Annotated in this window: 17 protein-coding genes; 6 read left to right on the top strand and 11 right to left on the bottom strand. The window is 75.5% G+C overall.

All coding sequences use genetic code 11. The features are described 5' to 3' along the window. Window positions 1-67: 67 nt before the first annotated feature. A complete protein-coding gene (locus tag ACLFMI_RS18745; protein WP_410949188.1) occupies window positions 68-1,231 on the top strand; it encodes a CaiB/BaiF CoA transferase family protein in 1,164 nt (387 codons plus the stop codon). Next, window positions 1,228-2,007, top strand: coding sequence for an enoyl-CoA hydratase (locus ACLFMI_RS18740; RefSeq protein WP_410949187.1), 780 nt, complete (start codon window positions 1,228-1,230; stop codon window positions 2,005-2,007). Before ACLFMI_RS18745 ends, ACLFMI_RS18740 begins: the two co-directional genes overlap by 4 nt. Before the next feature lie 6 nt (window positions 2,008-2,013). On the opposite strand, the gene ACLFMI_RS18735 is transcribed toward ACLFMI_RS18740, so the two are convergent. After that, window positions 2,014-2,676 carry an HAD-IA family hydrolase gene (locus ACLFMI_RS18735; protein WP_410949186.1) on the bottom strand — a complete coding sequence of 221 codons (663 nt, stop codon included), beginning with the start codon at window positions 2,674-2,676 and terminating at the stop codon, window positions 2,014-2,016. Window positions 2,677-2,982: 306 nt separating this feature from the next. Here ACLFMI_RS18735 and ACLFMI_RS18730 point away from each other — a divergent pair, with 306 nt between their 5' ends. The 4 genes from ACLFMI_RS18730 to ACLFMI_RS18715 all read left to right on the top strand — a co-directional run bounded on the left by ACLFMI_RS18730 (window position 2,983) and on the right by ACLFMI_RS18715 (window position 6,808). Then, window positions 2,983-4,266 carry an HNH endonuclease signature motif containing protein gene (locus ACLFMI_RS18730; protein ID WP_410949185.1) on the top strand — a complete coding sequence of 428 codons (1,284 nt, stop codon included), beginning with the start codon at window positions 2,983-2,985 and terminating at the stop codon, window positions 4,264-4,266. Between the two features lie 56 nt (window positions 4,267-4,322). Continuing rightward, window positions 4,323-5,036 carry a response regulator transcription factor gene (locus ACLFMI_RS18725; protein ID WP_410949184.1) on the top strand — a complete coding sequence of 238 codons (714 nt, stop codon included), beginning with the start codon at window positions 4,323-4,325 and terminating at the stop codon, window positions 5,034-5,036. Next, window positions 5,036-6,310 carry a sensor histidine kinase gene (locus ACLFMI_RS18720; RefSeq protein ID WP_410949183.1) on the top strand — a complete coding sequence of 425 codons (1,275 nt, stop codon included), beginning with the start codon at window positions 5,036-5,038 and terminating at the stop codon, window positions 6,308-6,310. The genes ACLFMI_RS18725 and ACLFMI_RS18720 overlap by 1 nt, the downstream gene beginning before the upstream one ends. A gap of 90 nt (window positions 6,311-6,400) precedes the next feature. Further along, entirely contained in the window at window positions 6,401-6,808 is a 408-nt protein-coding gene (locus tag ACLFMI_RS18715) for a hypothetical protein (RefSeq protein ID WP_410949182.1), read from the top strand. 17 nt (window positions 6,809-6,825) lie between these two features. Here the strand turns inward: ACLFMI_RS18715 and ACLFMI_RS18710 are convergent, their stop codons facing one another. The 10 genes from ACLFMI_RS18710 to ACLFMI_RS18665 all read right to left on the bottom strand — a co-directional run bounded on the left by ACLFMI_RS18710 (window position 6,826) and on the right by ACLFMI_RS18665 (window position 18,090). Next, window positions 6,826-7,593, bottom strand: coding sequence for a methyltransferase domain-containing protein (locus ACLFMI_RS18710; protein ID WP_410949181.1), 768 nt, complete (start codon window positions 7,591-7,593; stop codon window positions 6,826-6,828). Window positions 7,594-7,601: 8 nt separating this feature from the next. Then, window positions 7,602-8,621 carry a methylenetetrahydrofolate reductase gene (locus ACLFMI_RS18705; RefSeq protein WP_410949180.1) on the bottom strand — a complete coding sequence of 340 codons (1,020 nt, stop codon included), beginning with the start codon at window positions 8,619-8,621 and terminating at the stop codon, window positions 7,602-7,604. After that, window positions 8,618-9,622: an NrfD/PsrC family molybdoenzyme membrane anchor subunit gene (gene nrfD / locus ACLFMI_RS18700; protein WP_458788593.1), complete on the bottom strand. Its 1,005-nt coding sequence runs from the start codon at window positions 9,620-9,622 to the stop codon at window positions 8,618-8,620. The genes ACLFMI_RS18705 and nrfD overlap by 4 nt, the downstream gene beginning before the upstream one ends. Further along, a complete protein-coding gene (locus ACLFMI_RS18695) occupies window positions 9,619-10,560 on the bottom strand; it encodes a 4Fe-4S dicluster domain-containing protein (protein WP_410949179.1) in 942 nt (313 codons plus the stop codon). The genes nrfD and ACLFMI_RS18695 overlap by 4 nt, the downstream gene beginning before the upstream one ends. Beyond that, window positions 10,561-13,779 carry a formate dehydrogenase gene (gene fdh / locus ACLFMI_RS18690; protein WP_410949253.1) on the bottom strand — a complete coding sequence of 1,073 codons (3,219 nt, stop codon included), beginning with the start codon at window positions 13,777-13,779 and terminating at the stop codon, window positions 10,561-10,563. 61 nt (window positions 13,780-13,840) lie between these two features. Then, window positions 13,841-14,581 carry a RibD family protein gene (locus ACLFMI_RS18685; protein WP_410949178.1) on the bottom strand — a complete coding sequence of 247 codons (741 nt, stop codon included), beginning with the start codon at window positions 14,579-14,581 and terminating at the stop codon, window positions 13,841-13,843. Further along, complete coding sequence (locus ACLFMI_RS18680) at window positions 14,578-15,717, bottom strand: lysylphosphatidylglycerol synthase domain-containing protein (protein ID WP_410949177.1); 1,140 nt, start codon at window positions 15,715-15,717, stop codon at window positions 14,578-14,580. Before ACLFMI_RS18680 ends, ACLFMI_RS18685 begins: the two co-directional genes overlap by 4 nt. Next, window positions 15,714-16,607 (bottom strand): class I SAM-dependent methyltransferase, encoded by an 894-nt coding sequence (locus tag ACLFMI_RS18675; RefSeq protein WP_410949176.1) that lies wholly within the window; start codon window positions 16,605-16,607, stop codon window positions 15,714-15,716. The genes ACLFMI_RS18680 and ACLFMI_RS18675 overlap by 4 nt, the downstream gene beginning before the upstream one ends. After that, the gene (locus ACLFMI_RS18670) at window positions 16,604-17,695 is read right to left on the bottom strand and encodes a glycosyltransferase family 4 protein (protein ID WP_410949175.1); all 1,092 of its coding nucleotides are present in this window, start codon (window positions 17,693-17,695) and stop codon (window positions 16,604-16,606) included. Before ACLFMI_RS18670 ends, ACLFMI_RS18675 begins: the two co-directional genes overlap by 4 nt. Next, a complete protein-coding gene (locus tag ACLFMI_RS18665) occupies window positions 17,692-18,090 on the bottom strand; it encodes a 6-pyruvoyl trahydropterin synthase family protein (protein WP_410949252.1) in 399 nt (132 codons plus the stop codon). The genes ACLFMI_RS18670 and ACLFMI_RS18665 overlap by 4 nt, the downstream gene beginning before the upstream one ends. Window positions 18,091-18,094 lie beyond the last annotated feature (4 nt).

Genomic DNA, 18,094 nt, shown 5'->3' with positions numbered 1-18,094 from the left:
CGTATAGCGCCCGTTCTCGACGACCCCGGTAGCGACGACCCCAGCGACGACAGGGAGTAGGCACAGCATGACCCAGGAACCACCACTGAGCGGGATCCTCGTGCTCGAGGTCGGCGCGTTCATGGCCGCGCCGTTCGCGACCATGCAGCTGGCCGACCTCGGCGCCCGGGTGATCAAGGTGGAGCCGCCGGACGGCGGCGACCAGACCCGCGCGAGCGGTCCGTTCGTGGACGGCGAGAGCTCCCCGTTCCTGCGGCTGAACCGGAACAAGGAGTCGGTCGTCCTGGACCTCAAGCAGGCCCGCGACCACGACGCGTTCCTGCGGATGGCCGACCGGGCCGACGTCGTGGTGGAGAACATGCGTCCCGGTGCGATGGCCCGGCTGGGTCTCGACCAGGCCGCGCTGCGCGAGCGGAACCCGGGCCTCGTCGTCGCGTCGGCGTCCGGGTGGGGGCAGGACGGCCCGGCCGCGGACCGGCCCGGGCTGGACATCATGGCCCAGGCCGCCAGCGGGCTGATGAGCGTCACCGGCGACCCGGACGGCGAGCCGGCCAAGGTCGGGGTGCCGCTCTGCGACCTGACCACCGCGCTGTACGTGGCGCTGGCCGTTACCGCGGCGCTGCGCGAGCGGGACCGTTCCGGGCTCGGTCAGCACATCGACGTCTCGCTGCTGGAGTCCGGGGTCTCGCTCGCGGTCTGGGAGGCCGGGATGTGGTTCGGCGACGGCGCGGTGGCGCACCGGCAGGGATCGGCGCACCAGCGTTACGCGCCGTACCAGGCGATCCGCACCGGCGACGGGTACGTGACGGTCGGTGCGAACACCCCACGGTTGTGGGCGGCGCTGTGTTCCGCGCTGGACCTGGAGAAGCTGGTCTCCGATCCGGACTTCGCGGACCCGTCCGCCCGCCTGGCGAACCGGGTCGAGCTGATCCGGCGGATCGAGGAGGTGACCACGACGACGTCCTCCGCCGAGGTGATCGCGGCGCTGCGCGGCGCCGGTGTCCCGTGCGCCCTGATCGGCGGCTACGACGACGTGTTCACCGACCCGGTACTCGGCGAGCGGGACTTCTTCTGGGACGCCGACCATCCTCGGGTCGGGCCGGTCCGCCAGCTCGGCTCGCCGATGCGGTTCTCCCGCACACCGGTGCGCCGGGGGGACGCCGGGCCCTCGCTGGGGGCCGCCACCGCGGACGTGCTCGCCGAGTTCGCCGGTCCGGAGGCCACCGCATGAACGACGCAGTGAGCGACACCGCGGACGCCGACGTCGAGACCCGGGCCGGGGACGGCGTGCTGACCCTCGCCTTCCGGCGAATCCACCGGCACAACGCGCTGACCTGGGCGATGTACGACGCCTTGGTGGCCGCGTGCGAGCGGGCCGACGCCGACGACGAGATCCGCGCGCTCGTGGTCCGCGGTGACGGCGGCAAGGCGTTCGTCGCCGGCACCGACATCTCCCAGTTCGCCGCCTTCACCTCCGGGCGCGACGGCGTCGGCTACGAGCACCGGGTCACCGAGATCCTCGACCGGTTCCGCGCGGTGACGGTCCCGACGGTCGTGGCCGTGCAGGGATACTGCGTCGGCGGCGGGATGGGGATCGCCTGCGCGGCCGACCTGCGGATCGCCACCCCCGGGTCCCGGTTCGGCGTGCCGATCGCCCGGACGCTGGGCAACTGCCTGTCCGCGGATACCCTCGCATTGCTGGTCGACGCCCTCGGCACCCCGCTGACCAGGGACCTGATGCTGACCGGTCGGCTGCTGGAGACCGACGAGGCAGCGCGGGTGCCCGGGTTCCTGCACCGGGTGGTCGACGACCTCGACGACGGCCTGGCGGAGCTGCTCGGCCGGCTCACCGCGAACGCGCCGCTGACCCAGTGGGCCACCAAGGAGCTGCTGCGCCCCGGGGTCGACGAGGAGGCGGTGGTGTCCCGGGTCTACGGCTCGCGGGACTTCCGTGACGCGGTCGCGGCGTTCGGTGCGGGACACCCGCCGAGCTGGACAGGGTCCTGATCCCGGTCAGCCGAGCCGGTCGAGCGCGGCCGGGAGGTCCCGGGCATCGGACACCTCGACGTCCGGGACCGGCCCGGCGGGATCGAGCCGGTGCCCGGGCCGGACGAGGCGGACGGTGGCGATGCCGGCGTCCAGCGCGCCCCGGACGTCCCGGGCGGACGCCGCGACGTGCACCAGCTCCCCCGCGTGCTCGCGGGCCCGCTGGTAGATCTCCGGGTGCGGCTTGTAGGCGCCCAGCCGTTGCGAGGTGAGCACCAGATCCGGCTCGACCAGCCGGTACGCCCGGGTCGCTGCGGCCAAGTCGTCGTCCACGTTGGACAGGATGCCGACCCGGGCCCGCTGCGCGACGGCCCGCACGCCGTCGGCGACGTCGGGCCACAGTGGCCAGCTCGCGACGTCCTGTACCCGGTTCAGGTCGGCGTAGGGATCGGCGCCCAGGCCGAGTTCGGCGTACGCGGCGGCGAGCGCGTGCCGGGACAGCGCGCGGAACGAGACCCAGCGGTCGGCCCGGGCGGTGCGCTGGGCCTGCTTGTTGTGCCGGTCCCAGACGTCGTAGAGCTCCTCGCCGGTGAGGCTCCAGCCGCGCTCGGCGGCGATCCCGGCGAACGCCGCCGACGCACCGGCGCGGGAGTCGGTCAGGGCACTGAACAGGTCGAACGTGACGATCACGGGTCCTCCGGGTGGGGCGGGCTCGGCTCCAGTGTGCACGTCGCCGAACGATCGTCGGCCTGCGACGACGACGGGCCCGGACCCCCTCGGTCCAGGACCGCCCGCCATCAGCGGGCCGGCCAGGAGCGACCGGCACTTGAGGCGTCCGGCACCCGGCGTCACGGTCAACGGCGCAACAGGACCGTGGGGCGGAGATCGGACAGTCCTGGTGCCGCTGACCATGGATGGCGTTGATGGCGCGCCGAACGGTCGGTGACCTGCGACGACGAACCCGCACTCGAACACTAGTTCGAGTACGATGGGTGTATGTCCACCGACCGGCTGGCCGCCGCGCACCGCCTGCTCGTCGAGGCGGTCGCTGCGCTGGACGGGGCCGCCGGTCCCGGCGCGACCGCCGACGAGCGGCTGTCGGTGCTGACCGTGTGCGAGGGTGCGGTGCGCCGGCTGGACCGGGTCACGGTGTCCACGGTCGCGTCCTTGGACCGCGACGGTGCCTTCGCCGAGCGCGGCTACCGCAACCCGGCTCTGGCGTTGGCCGACCTGTTGAACTGGGACCGGGCCGAGGCTCGCCGCCGCACCGTGGTCGCCGAGCAGGTGCACCCGCGCATCGCCCTGGACGGCACCGAGTTGCCGGCCGTGTTGCCGGCGACCGCGCAGCGCTTCGCCGAGGGCCGGATCGGGTTGCGGCACGTGCACGTGATCGCCACCGTGCTCGGTAGCCATGCCGCGCGGCGGGTCGATCCGGAGCGGCTCGCCGGCGCGGAGGCCGAGATCGCCGAACACGCGTGCGTGTTCACCCCGGCCGAGCTGCACACCTGGGCGACCCGGCTGATCGACGCCCTCGACGAGGACGGCCCGGCCCCCGACGACACCCCGCCACCACAACGCAACACCCTGAAAGTCGTCCCGCACCGGGATGGTTCCGGGGGCACGTTGCGGGGCCGGTTCGACGATCCGGTCCTGTTCGACGCGATCGCGACCGCGGTCGACGCACTCGCCGCGCCCCGCACCGCCACCGACGACCGCTCACCGGAGGAGCGGCAGGCCGAGGCGCTGGCCGAGGTCTGCGCGAACAGCCTCGACGACGGCCGGCTGCCCGAGACCGGCGGGCGGCGTCCGGTGATCTCGGTACTGATCGGGCTGGAGGACCTGCAGCGCCGGGCCCGTGGCGCGATACTGGACTTCGGCGGGCAGTGCACCCCGCAGAGCCTGCGGATGCTGGCCTGTGACGCGGCGGTCGTGCCGATCGTGCTGGACGGCGCCGGCCAGCCCCTCGACATCGGACGGGCCACCCGCACCGTTCCGGAGGGGATCCGGCGGGCGGTCACCGCCCGCGACCGTGGATGCGCCCATCCAGGCTGCGACCGGCCCCCGTCCTGGTGCGAGGTCCACCACATCGTGCCGTGGGAACTATGGGGTGAGACCTCGCTGGCCAACTGCGTGATGCTCTGCAAGGTCCACCACCGGCTGCTGCACCACTCGGCCTGGATCGTGCGGATCCGCGACGGGCTCCCGGAGTTCGTCCCACCCCGCTGGATCGACCCCCAGCAACGACCACGACGACAATCCGACTACGCGAGGGTGGCATGAGCGGTGCACGAATTTCCCGGCACATGCGGACCGGTCCGGGGACCACAATGGCGGGCGTGCCCGGAGCCGCGCCGCACGTCCTGCTGGTCGAGGACGACCGCACGATCGGCGACGTCCTGCACGCCAGCCTCACCGACCGCGGTTACGTCACCCGCTGGGTCCGGGACGGGGCCGGCGCGCTGGACGCCGCCGCGCAGGACGACGTCGACCTGGCGTTGGTCGATCTCGGCCTGCCCGACCTGGACGGCCTCGAGGTCTGCCGGCGGATACGGCAGCACCGCCCGGAGGCGGTGCTGGTCGTCCTGACCGCGCGCGCCGCGGAGATGGACGTCGTGCTCGGGCTGGAGGCCGGCGCCGACGACTACCTGACGAAGCCGGTCCGGCTCACCGAGCTGCTAGCCCGGGTGCGCGCGCACCTGCGGCGGGCCGGGCACGACGGGTCGCAGGCGTCCCGGCTCGAGATCGGTGACCTGCAGGTGGACACCGCGAGCCGACGGGTGACCGTCGCCGGAGCCGAGCTGGCGCTGCGCGCTCGGGAGTTCGACCTGCTGGCCCGCCTCGCCCGCGACCCGGGCGTCGCGCTGCGCCGGGAGGTGCTGATGGCCGACGTCTGGGACGAGCACTGGTTCGGTTCGACCAAGACCCTCGACGTGCACGTCGCCGCGATCCGCCGGCACCTCGCCGAGCACCCCGGGAGCCGGGTCCCGGTGATCACCACGTTGCGCGGGCACGGCTACCGGCTCGAGCCGCCACCGGCTCCGGAGGACTGATGCGGTCCCGGATCGTCGGGCTGGCGCTGCTCGCGGCGACCGTCGCGGTGGTGCTGTTCGGTGCGCCGCTGGCGGTCGGGCTGACCGCGTTCGTCACCACCGGCGAGCACGACTCGCTGCAGCGCCTCGCCGACTTCACGGCCCGCTCGGTGCGCGACGACCTGGAGGAGCACCGCACCCCGGTGACCCTGCCCGCCGGATCCGGCGCCGCGCTCGTCGGGATCTACGACGACGACGGTGACCGGGTGCTCGGCGACGGCCCCGTCCACGCCGACGAGCCGGTGGAGCGCACGCTGAACCGCGGGTTGCCGTCCGTCCCACGCGAGGACCTGGTGGTGGCCGCGCCGGTGACCGACTCCGACGACGACCTCGTCGGGGTCGTGCGCGTCGCGTCGCCGCCGGGCGCGCTCGCCGCCCGGCTGCTGCCGCTCCAGCTGGGCACCGCCGGGCTCGCCGCGGTCGTGCTGCTCGCCGTGTGGCTGCTCGCACGGCGCCTGGCGCGGCGACTCTCCCAGCCGCTGGAGCGGATCGCCGCCGACGCCGGACGGCTCGGCGACGGCGACTTCGGGGTGCGGCCCACGCCGTCCGGGATCCGGGAGGTCGATCTCGTCGGCACCGCGATCGGGGACACCGCACGCCGGCTCGACGACCTCCTGGCCCGCGAACGGGCGTTCTCCGCCGAGGCCTCGCACCAGCTCCGGACTCCGCTGGCCGGGCTGCGGCTGCGGCTGGAGTCCGCGCTGGAACGCCCGGACCGGTTGACGGCCGCGACCGTCGAGGACGGGCTGGCCTCGGTCGACCGGCTGGAACGCACCATCGACGAGTTGCTGGAACTGGCCCGCGAGCGGCGCACCCGGTCCGACCCGGTCGTCCTGGACCGGCTGCTCGCCGAGGCCGAGGCCGAGTGGACCGACCGGCTGGCCCGGGACGGCCGGTCGTTCCGCACCACCCGCCCGGCGAACCTGCCCGCCCCGCAGGCCTCGGCGGCCGCGGTCCGCCAGATCGTCGGGGTGCTGCTGGACAACGCGCACCGGCACGGCGCCGGCGCGGTGGCGCTCGCGGTCCGGGAGGCCGGGCCGGACGCGATCGCGCTGGACGTGACCGACGAGGGCCCGGGACCGGCCGACGGCACGCTGGCCGGGTCCGACGGCGCCGGTGGGATGGGTGTCGCACTGGCGCGCCGGCTCGCCGAGGCCGAAGGCGGGCGGCTCACCGCGCGCCGCGCGCCGTCCGTGGTGACGCTGCTGCTGCCGGCGGGCTCGGGCGGCCCCTGACCTCCTTACCGTCCGCTAACCCGCGGTTGGCGGGTGGCTGGCCCGGACCTCCCTAGCGTCGTACGCGAGCACGGCGAACGAGGAGGCCCCATGACGACGACGCTGCCCGCCGATGAGCTCGCCCGGGACGTGGCATTCCTGCTGCTCGCCGAGGACGACGACCTCGCCCGGCTCGGGTTCGCGCACGCCACCATCCACCCGCGCACGGCCTACGACCGCCGTCCGGTCGACCGCCGCACCGACGGGCTGGTCCTGACCTGGTCGATCGCCGTGCCGGTCGACGACGTCGTCCGCCAGCGGGTGGTGCTGTCGGTGCACGGCCCCTCCGCACGCTCGGACCGGTTCGTGCACCGGGCCCTGAGCCGGGCCGGCCGGGTGCTGACCGACGCCGCGCTGCCCCGGCCCCCGCTGCTCGCGGTCCTGCCGAGCGCCCCGCGACGGCACCGCGCGGTCGCCGGGGACGTGGTCCCGGTCGGGTTCGAGGTCGTCGCGGGGTGAGCCGAACGCCGAACCGGTCAGCGCGCGGTGGCGTGCATGAGGTACCCGACGACGGTCCCGTCGCCGATCAGCCGCCCGATCCGGGCCGACTGGTCCTCGGCAGCGGCGAACCGGGGGTCGTCGCCGTGCACGCGGGTGAGCACCCCCTCCACCTCGGCGATCTTCTCCTGCCAGTCGGCGGGAGCCGGCGGGAGCGTGCCCGTCGTCCGCTCGCGCACCAGGTCGAACCCGGACCCGGCCAGTAGCGTGCGGGTCCGGGCGGCGGTCGGGAAGTGGTTCCCGTCCGGCGCCCCGGCCGGCCGCTCGGTGTCCGCGGTGAACACAAGCAGCCCCAGCGCGCCGCCCGGGGCCAGCACCCGGTGCAGCTCGTCGAGCAGCGCCGCCTTGTCCTCGACGGTGCACAGCACCCCCAGGCACCAGCACACCGGCACCGACCCGGTGGCCAGCGGCAACCGCGCGCCGTCGCCGACGACCGCGGGAACGCCGAGCATGCCGGTGGCCGCCGCGCAGGCGTCCGGCATCGGGTCGACGACGACCGGGACGGCCCCGGCGGACGCGCGGGCGTAGGCGGCCGGCCCGCCGACCCCGCCGCCGACGTCGGCCAGCCGGGTCCCGTCCCGCAGCCCGCAGGCCCGGACCAGCCAGTCCAGCCCGGCCGGGCTGGCGCTGCCCCGGCACGCGGCCGGGACGGCGTGCTCCGGCCCGAGCTCGGCCACCGCATCGCGGGTCCACCGGGCCACGGTGTCGAACTCCAGCTCCATCCGCTCCGGTACGTCCTCGCTCACGGCCACGGCTACCCCGCATGCGCCGTTCTACGCCCGACCCGGTCCCGGATCCGCCGCCCGATCTCGGCCTTGATGGCGGCGGCGGTGTCGTCGTCGCCGGTGGTGCCACGCCCGGACAGGTTCACACCGGCCACGCCGTCGATCGCGAGCAGCGCCACCGCCTCGTCGACGGCGGCCGCGATACCCGCCTCCACCGGGTCCGCCGCGGTGAGCACCCGCTCCACCACGTCCCCGTCGAGGTCCAGTCCGGGGAATGCCTGCAGGGTCCGCGCGCCCGGCTCGTCGGTGAACACCGCGACCCCGGCCAGCACCGGCAGGGTCGCCCCGCACGCCCGGGCCGCGGCCACTAACTCCGCGACCGCGGCGGGCGGGCCCGCGTGGTTGAGCACCGCCGCACCCGCCCCGGCCCGCTGCTTCTCGGCCAGCCGGGCCGGCCGCATCTCGCGGGGCGCGGCGCCGGGCGACTCCGGCACGACGGCCGCCAGACCGGCCCCGGCGGCCAGCCCGGCCAGCCGCGGGCCGTCCAGGTCGAACACCTGGGTGACCTCCGGGCGCACGGCGGGTCCGCGGGCGTCACCGGTCACGCAGAACACGGCGTCCGCGCCCGCCGCGGCGAGCCCCGCGACGTCCTGCTCGAGCACCACCCGGTTCCGGTCCCGGCAGGTCAGGGTGATCCACGGCCGCCCGCCGGCCTCCCGCACCAGCACCGCCAGCATGGTCGGCGGGAAGTCCGGCTGGTCGTGGTGCTGGCCGACCAGCAGCGCGTCGCAGGTCCCGCTCATTGTGTCCACGACCCGCTCCAGCGCCCGGGCGTCGTAGGGCGGTGAGGTCAGGTCGGTGAGCACCACCGGCCCGCCGCCGTCGAACGCACCGGGCAGCACCGGGTGTCCGGGCGGGCCGGTCCACGGCACGACCGGCCCGGCCGTGAACGGGCAGGGCACGGTGCCCAGCTCGCAGATCAGGTCGTCGCGCACCCCGCCGCACGGCCCGAACTCCATCCGCTTCGGGCAGGCGTCCCGGTCCGTCACTCCCCCGCGGCCGCCTCACGCCGGCGCAGCCGCTCGCGCTGCGGGACGACGGTGTAGGCCGGGTCGCGCGCGGTGGCCATCCCGGCGTCGAACACGCCCCACCGGGTCGTCGCCGAGCCCGCGTTGAGCAGCAGCCCGGCGACCGCGTCCAGCGCCCGGCGGCGGCGCGGTGCGCGGCGGCGGACGGCGTCGGCGACCGGGCCGGCCAGCGCGGCCGCGGCACCGGCGACGGTCGCGGCCCGGGCCGCGCGCAGCAACCGCCCGGCCCGCCCGGTCCGGTAGGCGTGCGCGCTCATCCCGATCGAGGTCTCCAGCCGCCGGCTCGCCGCCAGCTCCAGCGCCGCCCCGGCCACCGCGACCCGGCGGGCCGGGCCGTCGCCGTGCCCGGTGAGCAGCGCCGACCCGCCGCCCGCGGCGAGCGCCGACCCGGCGAACACGAACGGCAGCTCCCGGTAGGCCTCGTGCCAGCCGGGCACCGCGGTGTCGGCCAGCAGCACGGCGGTGTAGGTGGTCATCGCCGGGCCGAGGACGCCCCCGGCGATCCCGGCCGCCCGCCCGGCCCCGGGCAGCAGCCCGGTCACCTCGGACGCCGCGGCCAGGCCGGTCGCGGTGCCGAACGGGGCGAGGATCCAGGAGCCGACCGACAGCGGCGAGGTCACCTTGACCACCCGCATCATGTTCAGGAACCGCTCCGGGCGGCCCAGGTCGTGGATCAGGAACCCGACGCTGCTGACCGCGCCGCCCGCCGCCACCAGCCGGCTGCTGCGACACAACCCGGACCGGCCGGTGAGGTCACCGAGCGCGGCCAGCGCGGCCGCCACCCCGGCCGTCCCGCCGAGGTAGAGGTAGGCCGGGACGTCCGGGGTCTTCCACACCGGCGGCTTGATGATGGGCCGATCGTGATAGCTCGCGAAGTCGGTGTCGGGCACCATCAGGCGCTCGCCGCTGCCACCTTTGCGGCGCCGCCGCTCGGTCCGGCTCGATTCCGGAAGGGCGGTCACCGGCGCGCTCCCAGGAACGCGGCACCGACGGTCGCTGCCACGGTCAGCGCCGCGGCGCCGGCGTGCCGCCACATCGAGGGCAGGTCCCGGGTCGTCACGACCGGGTCCGGCGGCAGGCCGTAGACCTCGGGCTCGTCGAGCAGCAGGAAGAACGCTCCGTCCCCGCCGACGCCGTCGTCCGGGTCGTCGCCGTAGAGCCGGGCCTCGCTCACCCCCTGGCCCTGCAGCGTGGCCAGCCGCTCGTCGGCCCGGGCCCGCAGCTCGTCCAGCGGTCCGAACTGGATCGACTCGGTCGGGCAGGCGGTCGCGCAGGCCGGTGCCATGCCGGCGCCGAGCCGGTCCTGGCACATCGTGCACTTGAACGCCCTGCCGTCGCCCTTGCGCTGGTCGATCACCCCGTACGGGCAGGCCGGGATGCAGTAGCCGCAGCCGTTGCAGATGTCCTCCTGCACCAGCACGGTGCCGTGCTCGGTGCGGATCAGCGACCCGGTCGGGCAGACGTCCAGGCAGGCGGCGTGTGTGCAGTGCTTGCAGACGTCCGAGGACATCAGCCAGCGCACCTCGGTGGCGTCCGCCCGGTCCTCGCCGGACCCGGCCGAGCCGGGCAGGTCCATCGACGGCATCCCGAGGTCGGTCGTCGCGGACCGGGTCGCCGGGACCCGCTGCTCGACGAACGCGACGTGCCGGTAGGTCGAGGCACCCAGGCCGCCGGTGTTGTCGTAGGACATCCCGGTCATCGACAACACGTCCCCGCCGGCGCCGTGGTCGGTCACCCCGTCGGCGGGCAGCGCGTTCCACTCCTTGCAGGCGACCTCGCAGGCCTTGCAGCCGATACAGACGCTGGTGTCGGTGAAGAAGCCGACCCGCGGCGGGTGGTCGTCCGGGTACCCGGCGTCCGCGCTCGGGTCCGCGAGCGGACCGGACAGCGAGTTGCCCATTCAGTCCTCCATGCCGGCGGCGCGCCGGCGGTCGGCGAGGAAGGTGACCAGGTCCGGTCCGCGCGGGCGCCGCCCGGGCCGGATGTCACAGGTCGCGGCCTTGGTCTCCATGATGTGCACGTTGGGGTCCAGCGCCACCGACAGCAACTCGTTGGCGGAGTCCCCGGTGGAGAGCCCGTTCTCACCCCAGTGCCAGGGCACCCCGATCTGGTGGATCACCCGGGTACCGCCCGCCGGATCAGCGACCCGCAGCGGCGTCGCCCGCTCGGTGACCAGCACCCGGCCCTCGATCGCCGAGCGCGCGGTGACGACGTGCGCCCAGTCCCGGTGGGTCAGGCCGCGCTCGGCGGCCAGCTCCGGGGAGACCTCCAGGAACATCTCCGGGACCAGCTCGTTCAGGTGCGGGGTCCAGCGGCTCATCCCGCCCGCCGTGTGGTGCTCGGTGACCCGGAACGTCGTGAACACGTACGGGAAGGCGGTACCGCCGGGCGTGTGGTAACGGTTGTCCGGCCGGTAAAAGAGCTGCGCCGCCGGGTTCGCCCGCTGCTGCGGGTGCAGCACGTTGCCGACCGGGGACTCCTGCGGCTCGTAGTGCGTGGGCATCGGGCCGTCGAGCAGCCCGGCCGGCGCGTAGAGCCAGGCCCGGCCGTCGCCCTGCATGATGAACGGCTCGTCCCCGCCGATCGAGTCGACGCCCTCGGTCTCGGACTCCGGCCGGTAGCCGGGCGCGGTGCCCACCGGGAAGTCCGGGACGTCGCCGCCGGTCCAGCGCTCGCCGTCCCACCAGACGAGCTTCTTTCGCTCGCTCCACGGGTTGCCGTCCGGGTCGGCGGAGGCCCGGTTATAGAGCACCCGCCGGTTCGCCGGCCACGCCCAGCCCCACTCGTGTGCTGGCAGGTCCTGCTCGGAGCCGGGCCGCCGGCGCATCGACTGGTTCACCTCGTCGGCGTAGACCCCGCAGTAGATCCAGCAGCCGGCGCGGGTCGAGCCGTCGGCCCGCATCTGGGTGTAGGAGCTCAACGCCCGGCCCTGCGCGTCGGTGCCGTTGATCTCGCGCAGCACCGCGTCCGCGCTCGGCTCGACGATCCCGGTGGCGCCGGTCTCGGTCGGGTAGTCCCAGGTCAGGTCCTGCAACGGCCGGTCGTACGGGTCGGTCGAGTCCGCGACGCGGGCCTTCAGCCGCTTCCCGAGCTCGTAGTAGAACCACAGGTCGCTGCGGCAGTCCCCGGGCGGCTCGACGGCCTTGTGGTGCCACTGCAGCAGCCGCTGGGTGTTGGTGAACGTGCCGTCCTTCTCGGTGTGGTTCGCCGCGGGCAGGAAGAACACCTCGGTGCCGATGTCGGCGGTGCGCAGCTCGCCCGTCTCGATCTCCGGGCCGTCCTTCCAGAACGTCGCGGTCTCGATCATGTTGAGGTCCCGGACGACCAGCCACTCCAGGCCCGCGAGCCCGAGCCGCTGCTGCTTCGAGTTCGCCGTCCCGACGGCCGGGTTCTCCCCGACCACGAAGTAGCCGGGCACCTCGCCGCGGGCCTGGGCCATCACCGTGGGGAACGACGAGTGGTCGCCGTCGAGCCGGGGCAGGTGGTCGAAGCAGAAGTCGTTCTCGGCCGTCGCGGCCTCACCGAACCAGGACTTCAGCAGGCTGACCAGGTAGGTGTCCATCTCGGCCCAGTAGCCCTTGCGGCCCGAGTTGTGCTCGACGAACATCTCGAGGTCCTGCTCCCGGTGCGCGTGCGGCATCGGGATGTAGCCGGGCAGCAGGTCGAACAGCGTCGGGATGTCGGTGGAGCCCTGGATCGAGGCGTGCCCGCGCAGCGCGAGGATCCCGCCGCCGGGGCGGCCGATGTTGCCCAGCAGCGCCTGCAGGATCGACGCCGCGCGGATGTACTGCACCCCCACCGTGTGGTGGGTCCAGCCCACGGCGTAGCAGAACGCCGCGGTCCGGTCCCGGCCCGAGTTCGACGTCAGCGCCTCGGCGACCCGGGCGAACGTCCCCGGCTCGATCCCGCAGACCTGCTGCACCAGTTCCGGGGTGTAGCGGGCGTAGTGCCGGCGCAGCACCTGGAACACGCAGTTCGGGTCCTGCAGCGTGTCGTCGCGGGTCGGGGTTCCGGTGAACGGCGCCCCGCCGGACCCGGCGATCTCGCCGCGTTCGTGTTCCTGGACCATGGCGCGCTCGTCCCGGAAGCCGGCCGCCGACTCGACCTCGGCCCCCTCGTACTGCCAGGTGGTGACGTCGTAGCTGCCGGTCTCCGGGTCGTAACCGGAGAACACACCGGCCAGGTCCTCGGTGTCCGCGAAGTCCCCGGAGACGATCATCGGCGCGTTCGTGTAGGCGCGCACGTACTCGTCGAACCAGAGGTCGTTCTCCAGCACGTACCGGATGAGCCCGCCGAGGAACGCGATGTCACTGCCCGCCCGGATCGGGACGTGCACGTCCGCGACCGCGGACGTGCGGGTGAACCGCGGGTCGACGTGGATCACCGTCGCGCCCCGCTTCTTCGCCTCCATGACCCACTGGAAGCCCACCGGGTGCGCCTCGGCCATGTTCGAGCCCTGGATGACGATGCAGTCGGAGTTGACGAGATCCTGCTGGTAGTTGGTGGCCCCACCACGGCCGAACGAGGCTCCCAGACCGGGAACCGTGGAGGAGTGTCAAATGCGGGCCTGGTTCTCCACCTGGACCGCGCCCATCGCGGTGTAGAGCTTCTTCATGAGGTAGTTCTCCTCGTTGTCGAGGGTCGCTCCTCCGAGGCTCGCGATGCCGAGGGTGCGGTGCAGGTGCCGGCCTTCGTCGTCGACGTCCTGCCAGGTCCGGCGCCGGGTCTCCAGCACCCGGTCGGTGATCATGTCCAGCGCGGTGTCGAGGTCCAGATCCTCCCACTCGGTGCCGTGCGGGCGCCGGTAGCGGATCGTGGTGGCGCGCTGCGGGGAGGTGACCAGCGACAGCGTCGACGACCCCTTCGGGCACAGCCGGCCGCGGCTGATCGGCGAGTCCGGGTCGCCCTCGACATGGGTGACCCTGCCGTTCTCGGTGTAGACGTCCTGGCCGCAGCCGACCGCGCAGAACGGGCAGATCGACTTGGTGACGCCGTCGGCCTGCTCGGTGCGGGCGACCTTCTCCTCGGTGCCCGACGACCGGGCCGCCGCGCCGCGGCCGAGCGGGTCGTCCCCGGTCAGCTGCCGACGGACCGGCCAGGCGTCGAGCCACTCGCGCATCCCCACGGGCCCAGGATCCCCGGATGATCGGTTTCCAAACCCGGGGCCGCACTCGAGGCTCTCAGCCGACGTCCCCACCGATCAGCACGTCCCCGCCCACGACGTGCACGCAGGTCCGGTGCAGGGCGATCCCGTCGGCGATCCGGCGGTGCCCGAGCTCCCCGACGGCGTCGATCCCGGCCCCGAGGATCCGCGGCGCGATCGCCACCACGACCCGGTCGACCAGCCGCTGCGCGAGCAGCCCGGTGAGCACCCGGGAGCCGCCCTCGACCAGCACGCTGCGCACGCCTGCGGCGCGCAGCTCCCGCAACGCCGACGGCAGGTCCACCCCGCCCGACCCGGCCGGGACCCGGCGGATCGCGACGCCGGGGCGCTCCAGCCGGGCCTGCCCGCCCCCCGGGCCCGGATCGGTGCTGATGCTCGCTCCGCCGGCGCTCCACTCGGTACTGATCAGCAGGGTCTCCGGGTCACCGTCGAGCAGCGCCGCGTCCGGCGGGGTCCGCAGCGACGAGTCGAGCACCACCCGGCGCGGCGACGGCCCGGGGACCGCGCGCACGGTGAGCCGGGGGTCGTCGCTGAGCACCGTCCCCACCCCGACCATGATCGCGTCGCAGCGGGCGCGGAGGGCGTGGGTGACGGCCCGCTCGGCGTCCCCGCTGATCCACTTCGAGTCGCCGCCGGTGGCCGCGATCCGGCCGTCGAGCGTCTGGGCGTACTTGAGCAGCACGAACGGCCGGTCGGGACCGGGCCGGGTGGGCCCGAGCAGGGCGTCGGCGATCGCACCGGGCGATCCATCGGTCATGCGGCCCTCCCCTCGGCGGTGGCCGGGACCCGGTCGGGGGTCGGCAGCGCCTGTATCGGGTCCGGGGCCCGCCCCCGGGCCGGGGCGCGACACAGCAGGACGGCCCCGGGCAGGCTGGACGTCAGGGCGAGCGCGCCGAACACCACGGCCGCCGCCAGGCCCGCCGCGGGGTCCAGCCCGGCCGCGGCGAACGCACCCGCGGTGGCCCCCTCCCGCGGCCCCCACCCGCCGACGCCGATCGGCACGCTCATCGCGAGCAGCCCGGCGGCCAGCAGCGGCAGCAGCGTCCCGAGCGGGACACCGACGCCGGCGGTCCGGGCCGCCAGCACGAACATCCCCAGGTGGCAGCCGAGCCCGGCCACCGACAGCGCGACGACCGCGGGCCCGGTCCGGCGCGAACCGAGGACGGTACGCACGTCGGCGAGCCAGGACCGTGCCGCCCTCCGGCACCGCGCACCGGCCGGGCGGACGTGCCGGCCGCGCCCGGGACGCCGTGGCGGTGCCTCCCTCGGGACCCACACCTCCCTCGATACCCTCAGGACCCGCGGACCCCGCGGGATCGGCGGCGGACCGGCCCCGGCCACCCCCGAAGCCCGGGTCCCGGCGAACACCGGCACCCCGCGTTCTCCGAACCCGGACACCCGGGTCCACGCCCGTGCCGATGGCCGAGTCCAGGCGAGCACCGGCGCGACGAGCGCGACCGCGACCAGCACGCCTGTCGGCCCCGGTGCGGCCGGGGCGGCCGCCAGCGCCGCGCACGTCAGCACCACCACCGACTGGCCGGACACCCGCTCCAGGACCACCGCACGCAATCCCGCAGGCCCGCCGGCACCCGCGTGCCGGGCCGCCCGGTGGACGTCGCCGAGCACGCCGGCCGGGAGCACCGCATTGAGCAGCTGCGCCCGGTAGAGGTCCGCGACCGCGGCGCCGGTACCCAGCGGTGCACCGATCCGCCGGGCGACGAGCCACCAGCGGGCGGCCATCGCCCCGGTGCCGAGCAGGCCGAGGCCGAGCGCGGCGAGCACCGTGCCGGGCCCGACGGCACCCAGGGCGTCGAGCACCGCGCCGGTGCCCAGCCCGCCGCCCAGCAGGGCGAGGACCGCGGCCGCGGCCAGCACCCGCAGCGCCGCGCTCACGACCGGCCCCCGGCGGGCAGGAACAGCAGGTCCGCGTGCCCGACCTCGGCGGTGATCCGGCCGTCGTCCAGGGCCCGGAGCCGCCGGTCCAGGTAGCTCGCCGCCGGGAGCCCGGAGTTCTGCTCGGCGGCCGCGGCGACCCGGCCACGCAGCCACTCGGCGGTCAGCTCCGGATGCCCCGGGCCGAGCCGCCACGGGCTGGGCCGGCTGTGCACCGTGCCGTGCGCACCGAAGGCGGTCGCCGCGTGCCCGGCCGCGTCCGGGCCGAGCCGGGAGGACCCCGCGGTGTCCCTGCACTGATGGTCGCGGCGCTGGTGGGCGTCGAACGCGGCGGCGACGGCATCGTCGAGCGGGTCCGGCGGGTCGATCCGGACGCCGCCGGTGACGGTCAGCGTGAGCAGCGCCGGGCAGCCCGCCCCGGCGCACGCCGCGACCAGGGCGTCGATCTCGGTGGTCGTGAGCAGGTCGAGCAACGCCGAGGCGGTGACCAGCGACGTCCCGGCGAGGTCGGCGGCGGTGAGGTCGCCGACCCCGGCCGCTACCGTGCGCGCGCCCGGTACCGCGGCGCGAGCCAGCACGGCCGGGTCGGCGTCCTGGAGCACCCACCGCACCGGTCCCGGCAGCAGTGGGGACAGCCAGCGCGCCATCGAGCCGGTCCCCGCGCCGAGATCCCGGACCACCGGACCGTCCGCGCCGGCTCGGACCTCCGGCCGGTCCGCGGCGGCTCGGGCCTCCGGCCGGTCCACGGCGGCCCGGGCCTCCGGCGGGTACACGGCGGCGAGATGGACGCCGGCCGAGACCGCGAGTTCGGTGCAGCGGGCCTCGGCGTCGGCCGGCTCGCGCAGTGCCAGCCAGTCGGCGAGCGCTACCGGTGACCCCGGCCCGCTCACGGCGTACCCACCCGTCCTCGCGCGGTGAGCGCGGTGTCCAGCGCGCGGCAGGTGGCGTCCCAGCCGGGCAGCTCGGCGCGGCGGTCCCGGGCGCGGGCACGGGCCCGGTCACGCAGATCCGGGTCGGTGAGCCAGCGCCGCAGGGCCGCGGCGAGCGCATCGACCGCCGGCTGCGGCGCCGGCTCACCGGGTGCGGCGGGCACGAGCAGCTCCGGCACCGCGGCGGCCCCGAGGGCCGACCGCACCCCCCCGACGTCTGAGGCCAGCACCGGGATCCCCCGGGCCAGCGCCTCGGTGACGACCATCCCGTACGGCTCGGCCCGGGACGGCAGCACCAGCAGGTCCGCGGCCGCGTACGCGGCGTCAAGCTCCGCCCCGTGCCGCGCACCCGCGAACCGCATCCGCCCCGGCGGGGCCGCGGCCCGCACCGCATCGGCGTGCGCCGGGGTCCGGCCGGACGGGCCGACGAGCGTCCAGGTCCAGTCCAGGTCGGTCAGCCCGGCCAGCGCCGCGACCAGCACGTCGTGGCCCTTGCGCGGGGTCAGCGATCCGACGCTGAGCAGCCCGCCGGCCCCGCCGCTGCCGGGCGCGAGCGGCGCCGGGGCGACCCCGGGCTCGGCTACGGTGATCCGCGCCGGGTCCAGCCCGTGCCGCGCCACCAGCGTCGACGCCGTCCACGGGCTGGTGGCGACCACGCCGCGGGCGGCGCGGAGCACGGCCCGTTCGGCGTCGTCGGAGACCGGGTCGGCGCCGGTCTCGTCGGCCAGCGGCAGGTGCACCAGCACCACCAGGTCGAGCCGGGCCGCGTGCCCGGCGACGACCTCCGGGACCCCGCACACCACGAGCCCGTCCGCCAGCACGATGCCGCCGTCGGGCACCGCGGCCAGCACCCGGTCCAGGGCCGCGCGGGCCGCCGGGTCCGGCGCCGGCCAGCCGCCGGGCAGCGGTGTCCAGCGCACCGGACGGCCGGACGCGGCCAGGCCGTCGGTGATCCGGCGGTCGTAAGCATTGCCGCCGCTGGGCCACCGCGGGTCGTCGGCGTCGGCGGGCACCAGCAGGTGCAGGGTCCCGGGGTGGCGACGTCTCACAGGTCCCGCTCGTAGCCGGCCCGGGCCACGTGCGACTCGTGCAGCTCCACCGCCAGCCCGCTCAGTCCGCGGGCGCCGGCGCCGAGCCGGCCGGCGTGCACCCGGTCGGCGAGCCGGTCGGCGACCACCCGGGCCAGGTACTCGGTCGAGGTGTTGACGCCGGCGAAGGCCTCCTCGTCGTCGAGGTTGCGGTAGTCCAGCCCGTCCAGCACCTCCTTCAGCTCCCGGGTCGCCAGCCCGATGTCGATGACGATGCCGTCGGCGTCGAGCTCCGGGCGGCGGAACGTGGCGTCCACGACGTAGGTGGCGCCGTGCAGCCGCCGGGCCGGGCCGAACACCTCCCCGCGGAAGCTGTGGGCGATCATGAAGTGGTCGCGGACGGTGATGTGGAACACGCAA

Origin of the sequence: Pseudonocardia nantongensis (assembly GCF_046546495.1) — a bacterium.
In the GTDB taxonomy this organism is placed as follows: domain Bacteria; phylum Actinomycetota; class Actinomycetes; order Mycobacteriales; family Pseudonocardiaceae; genus Pseudonocardia; species Pseudonocardia nantongensis.
The sequence above is the reverse complement of the archived record's forward strand: the minus strand, read 5'-3'. Positions and strand labels throughout refer to the sequence as shown.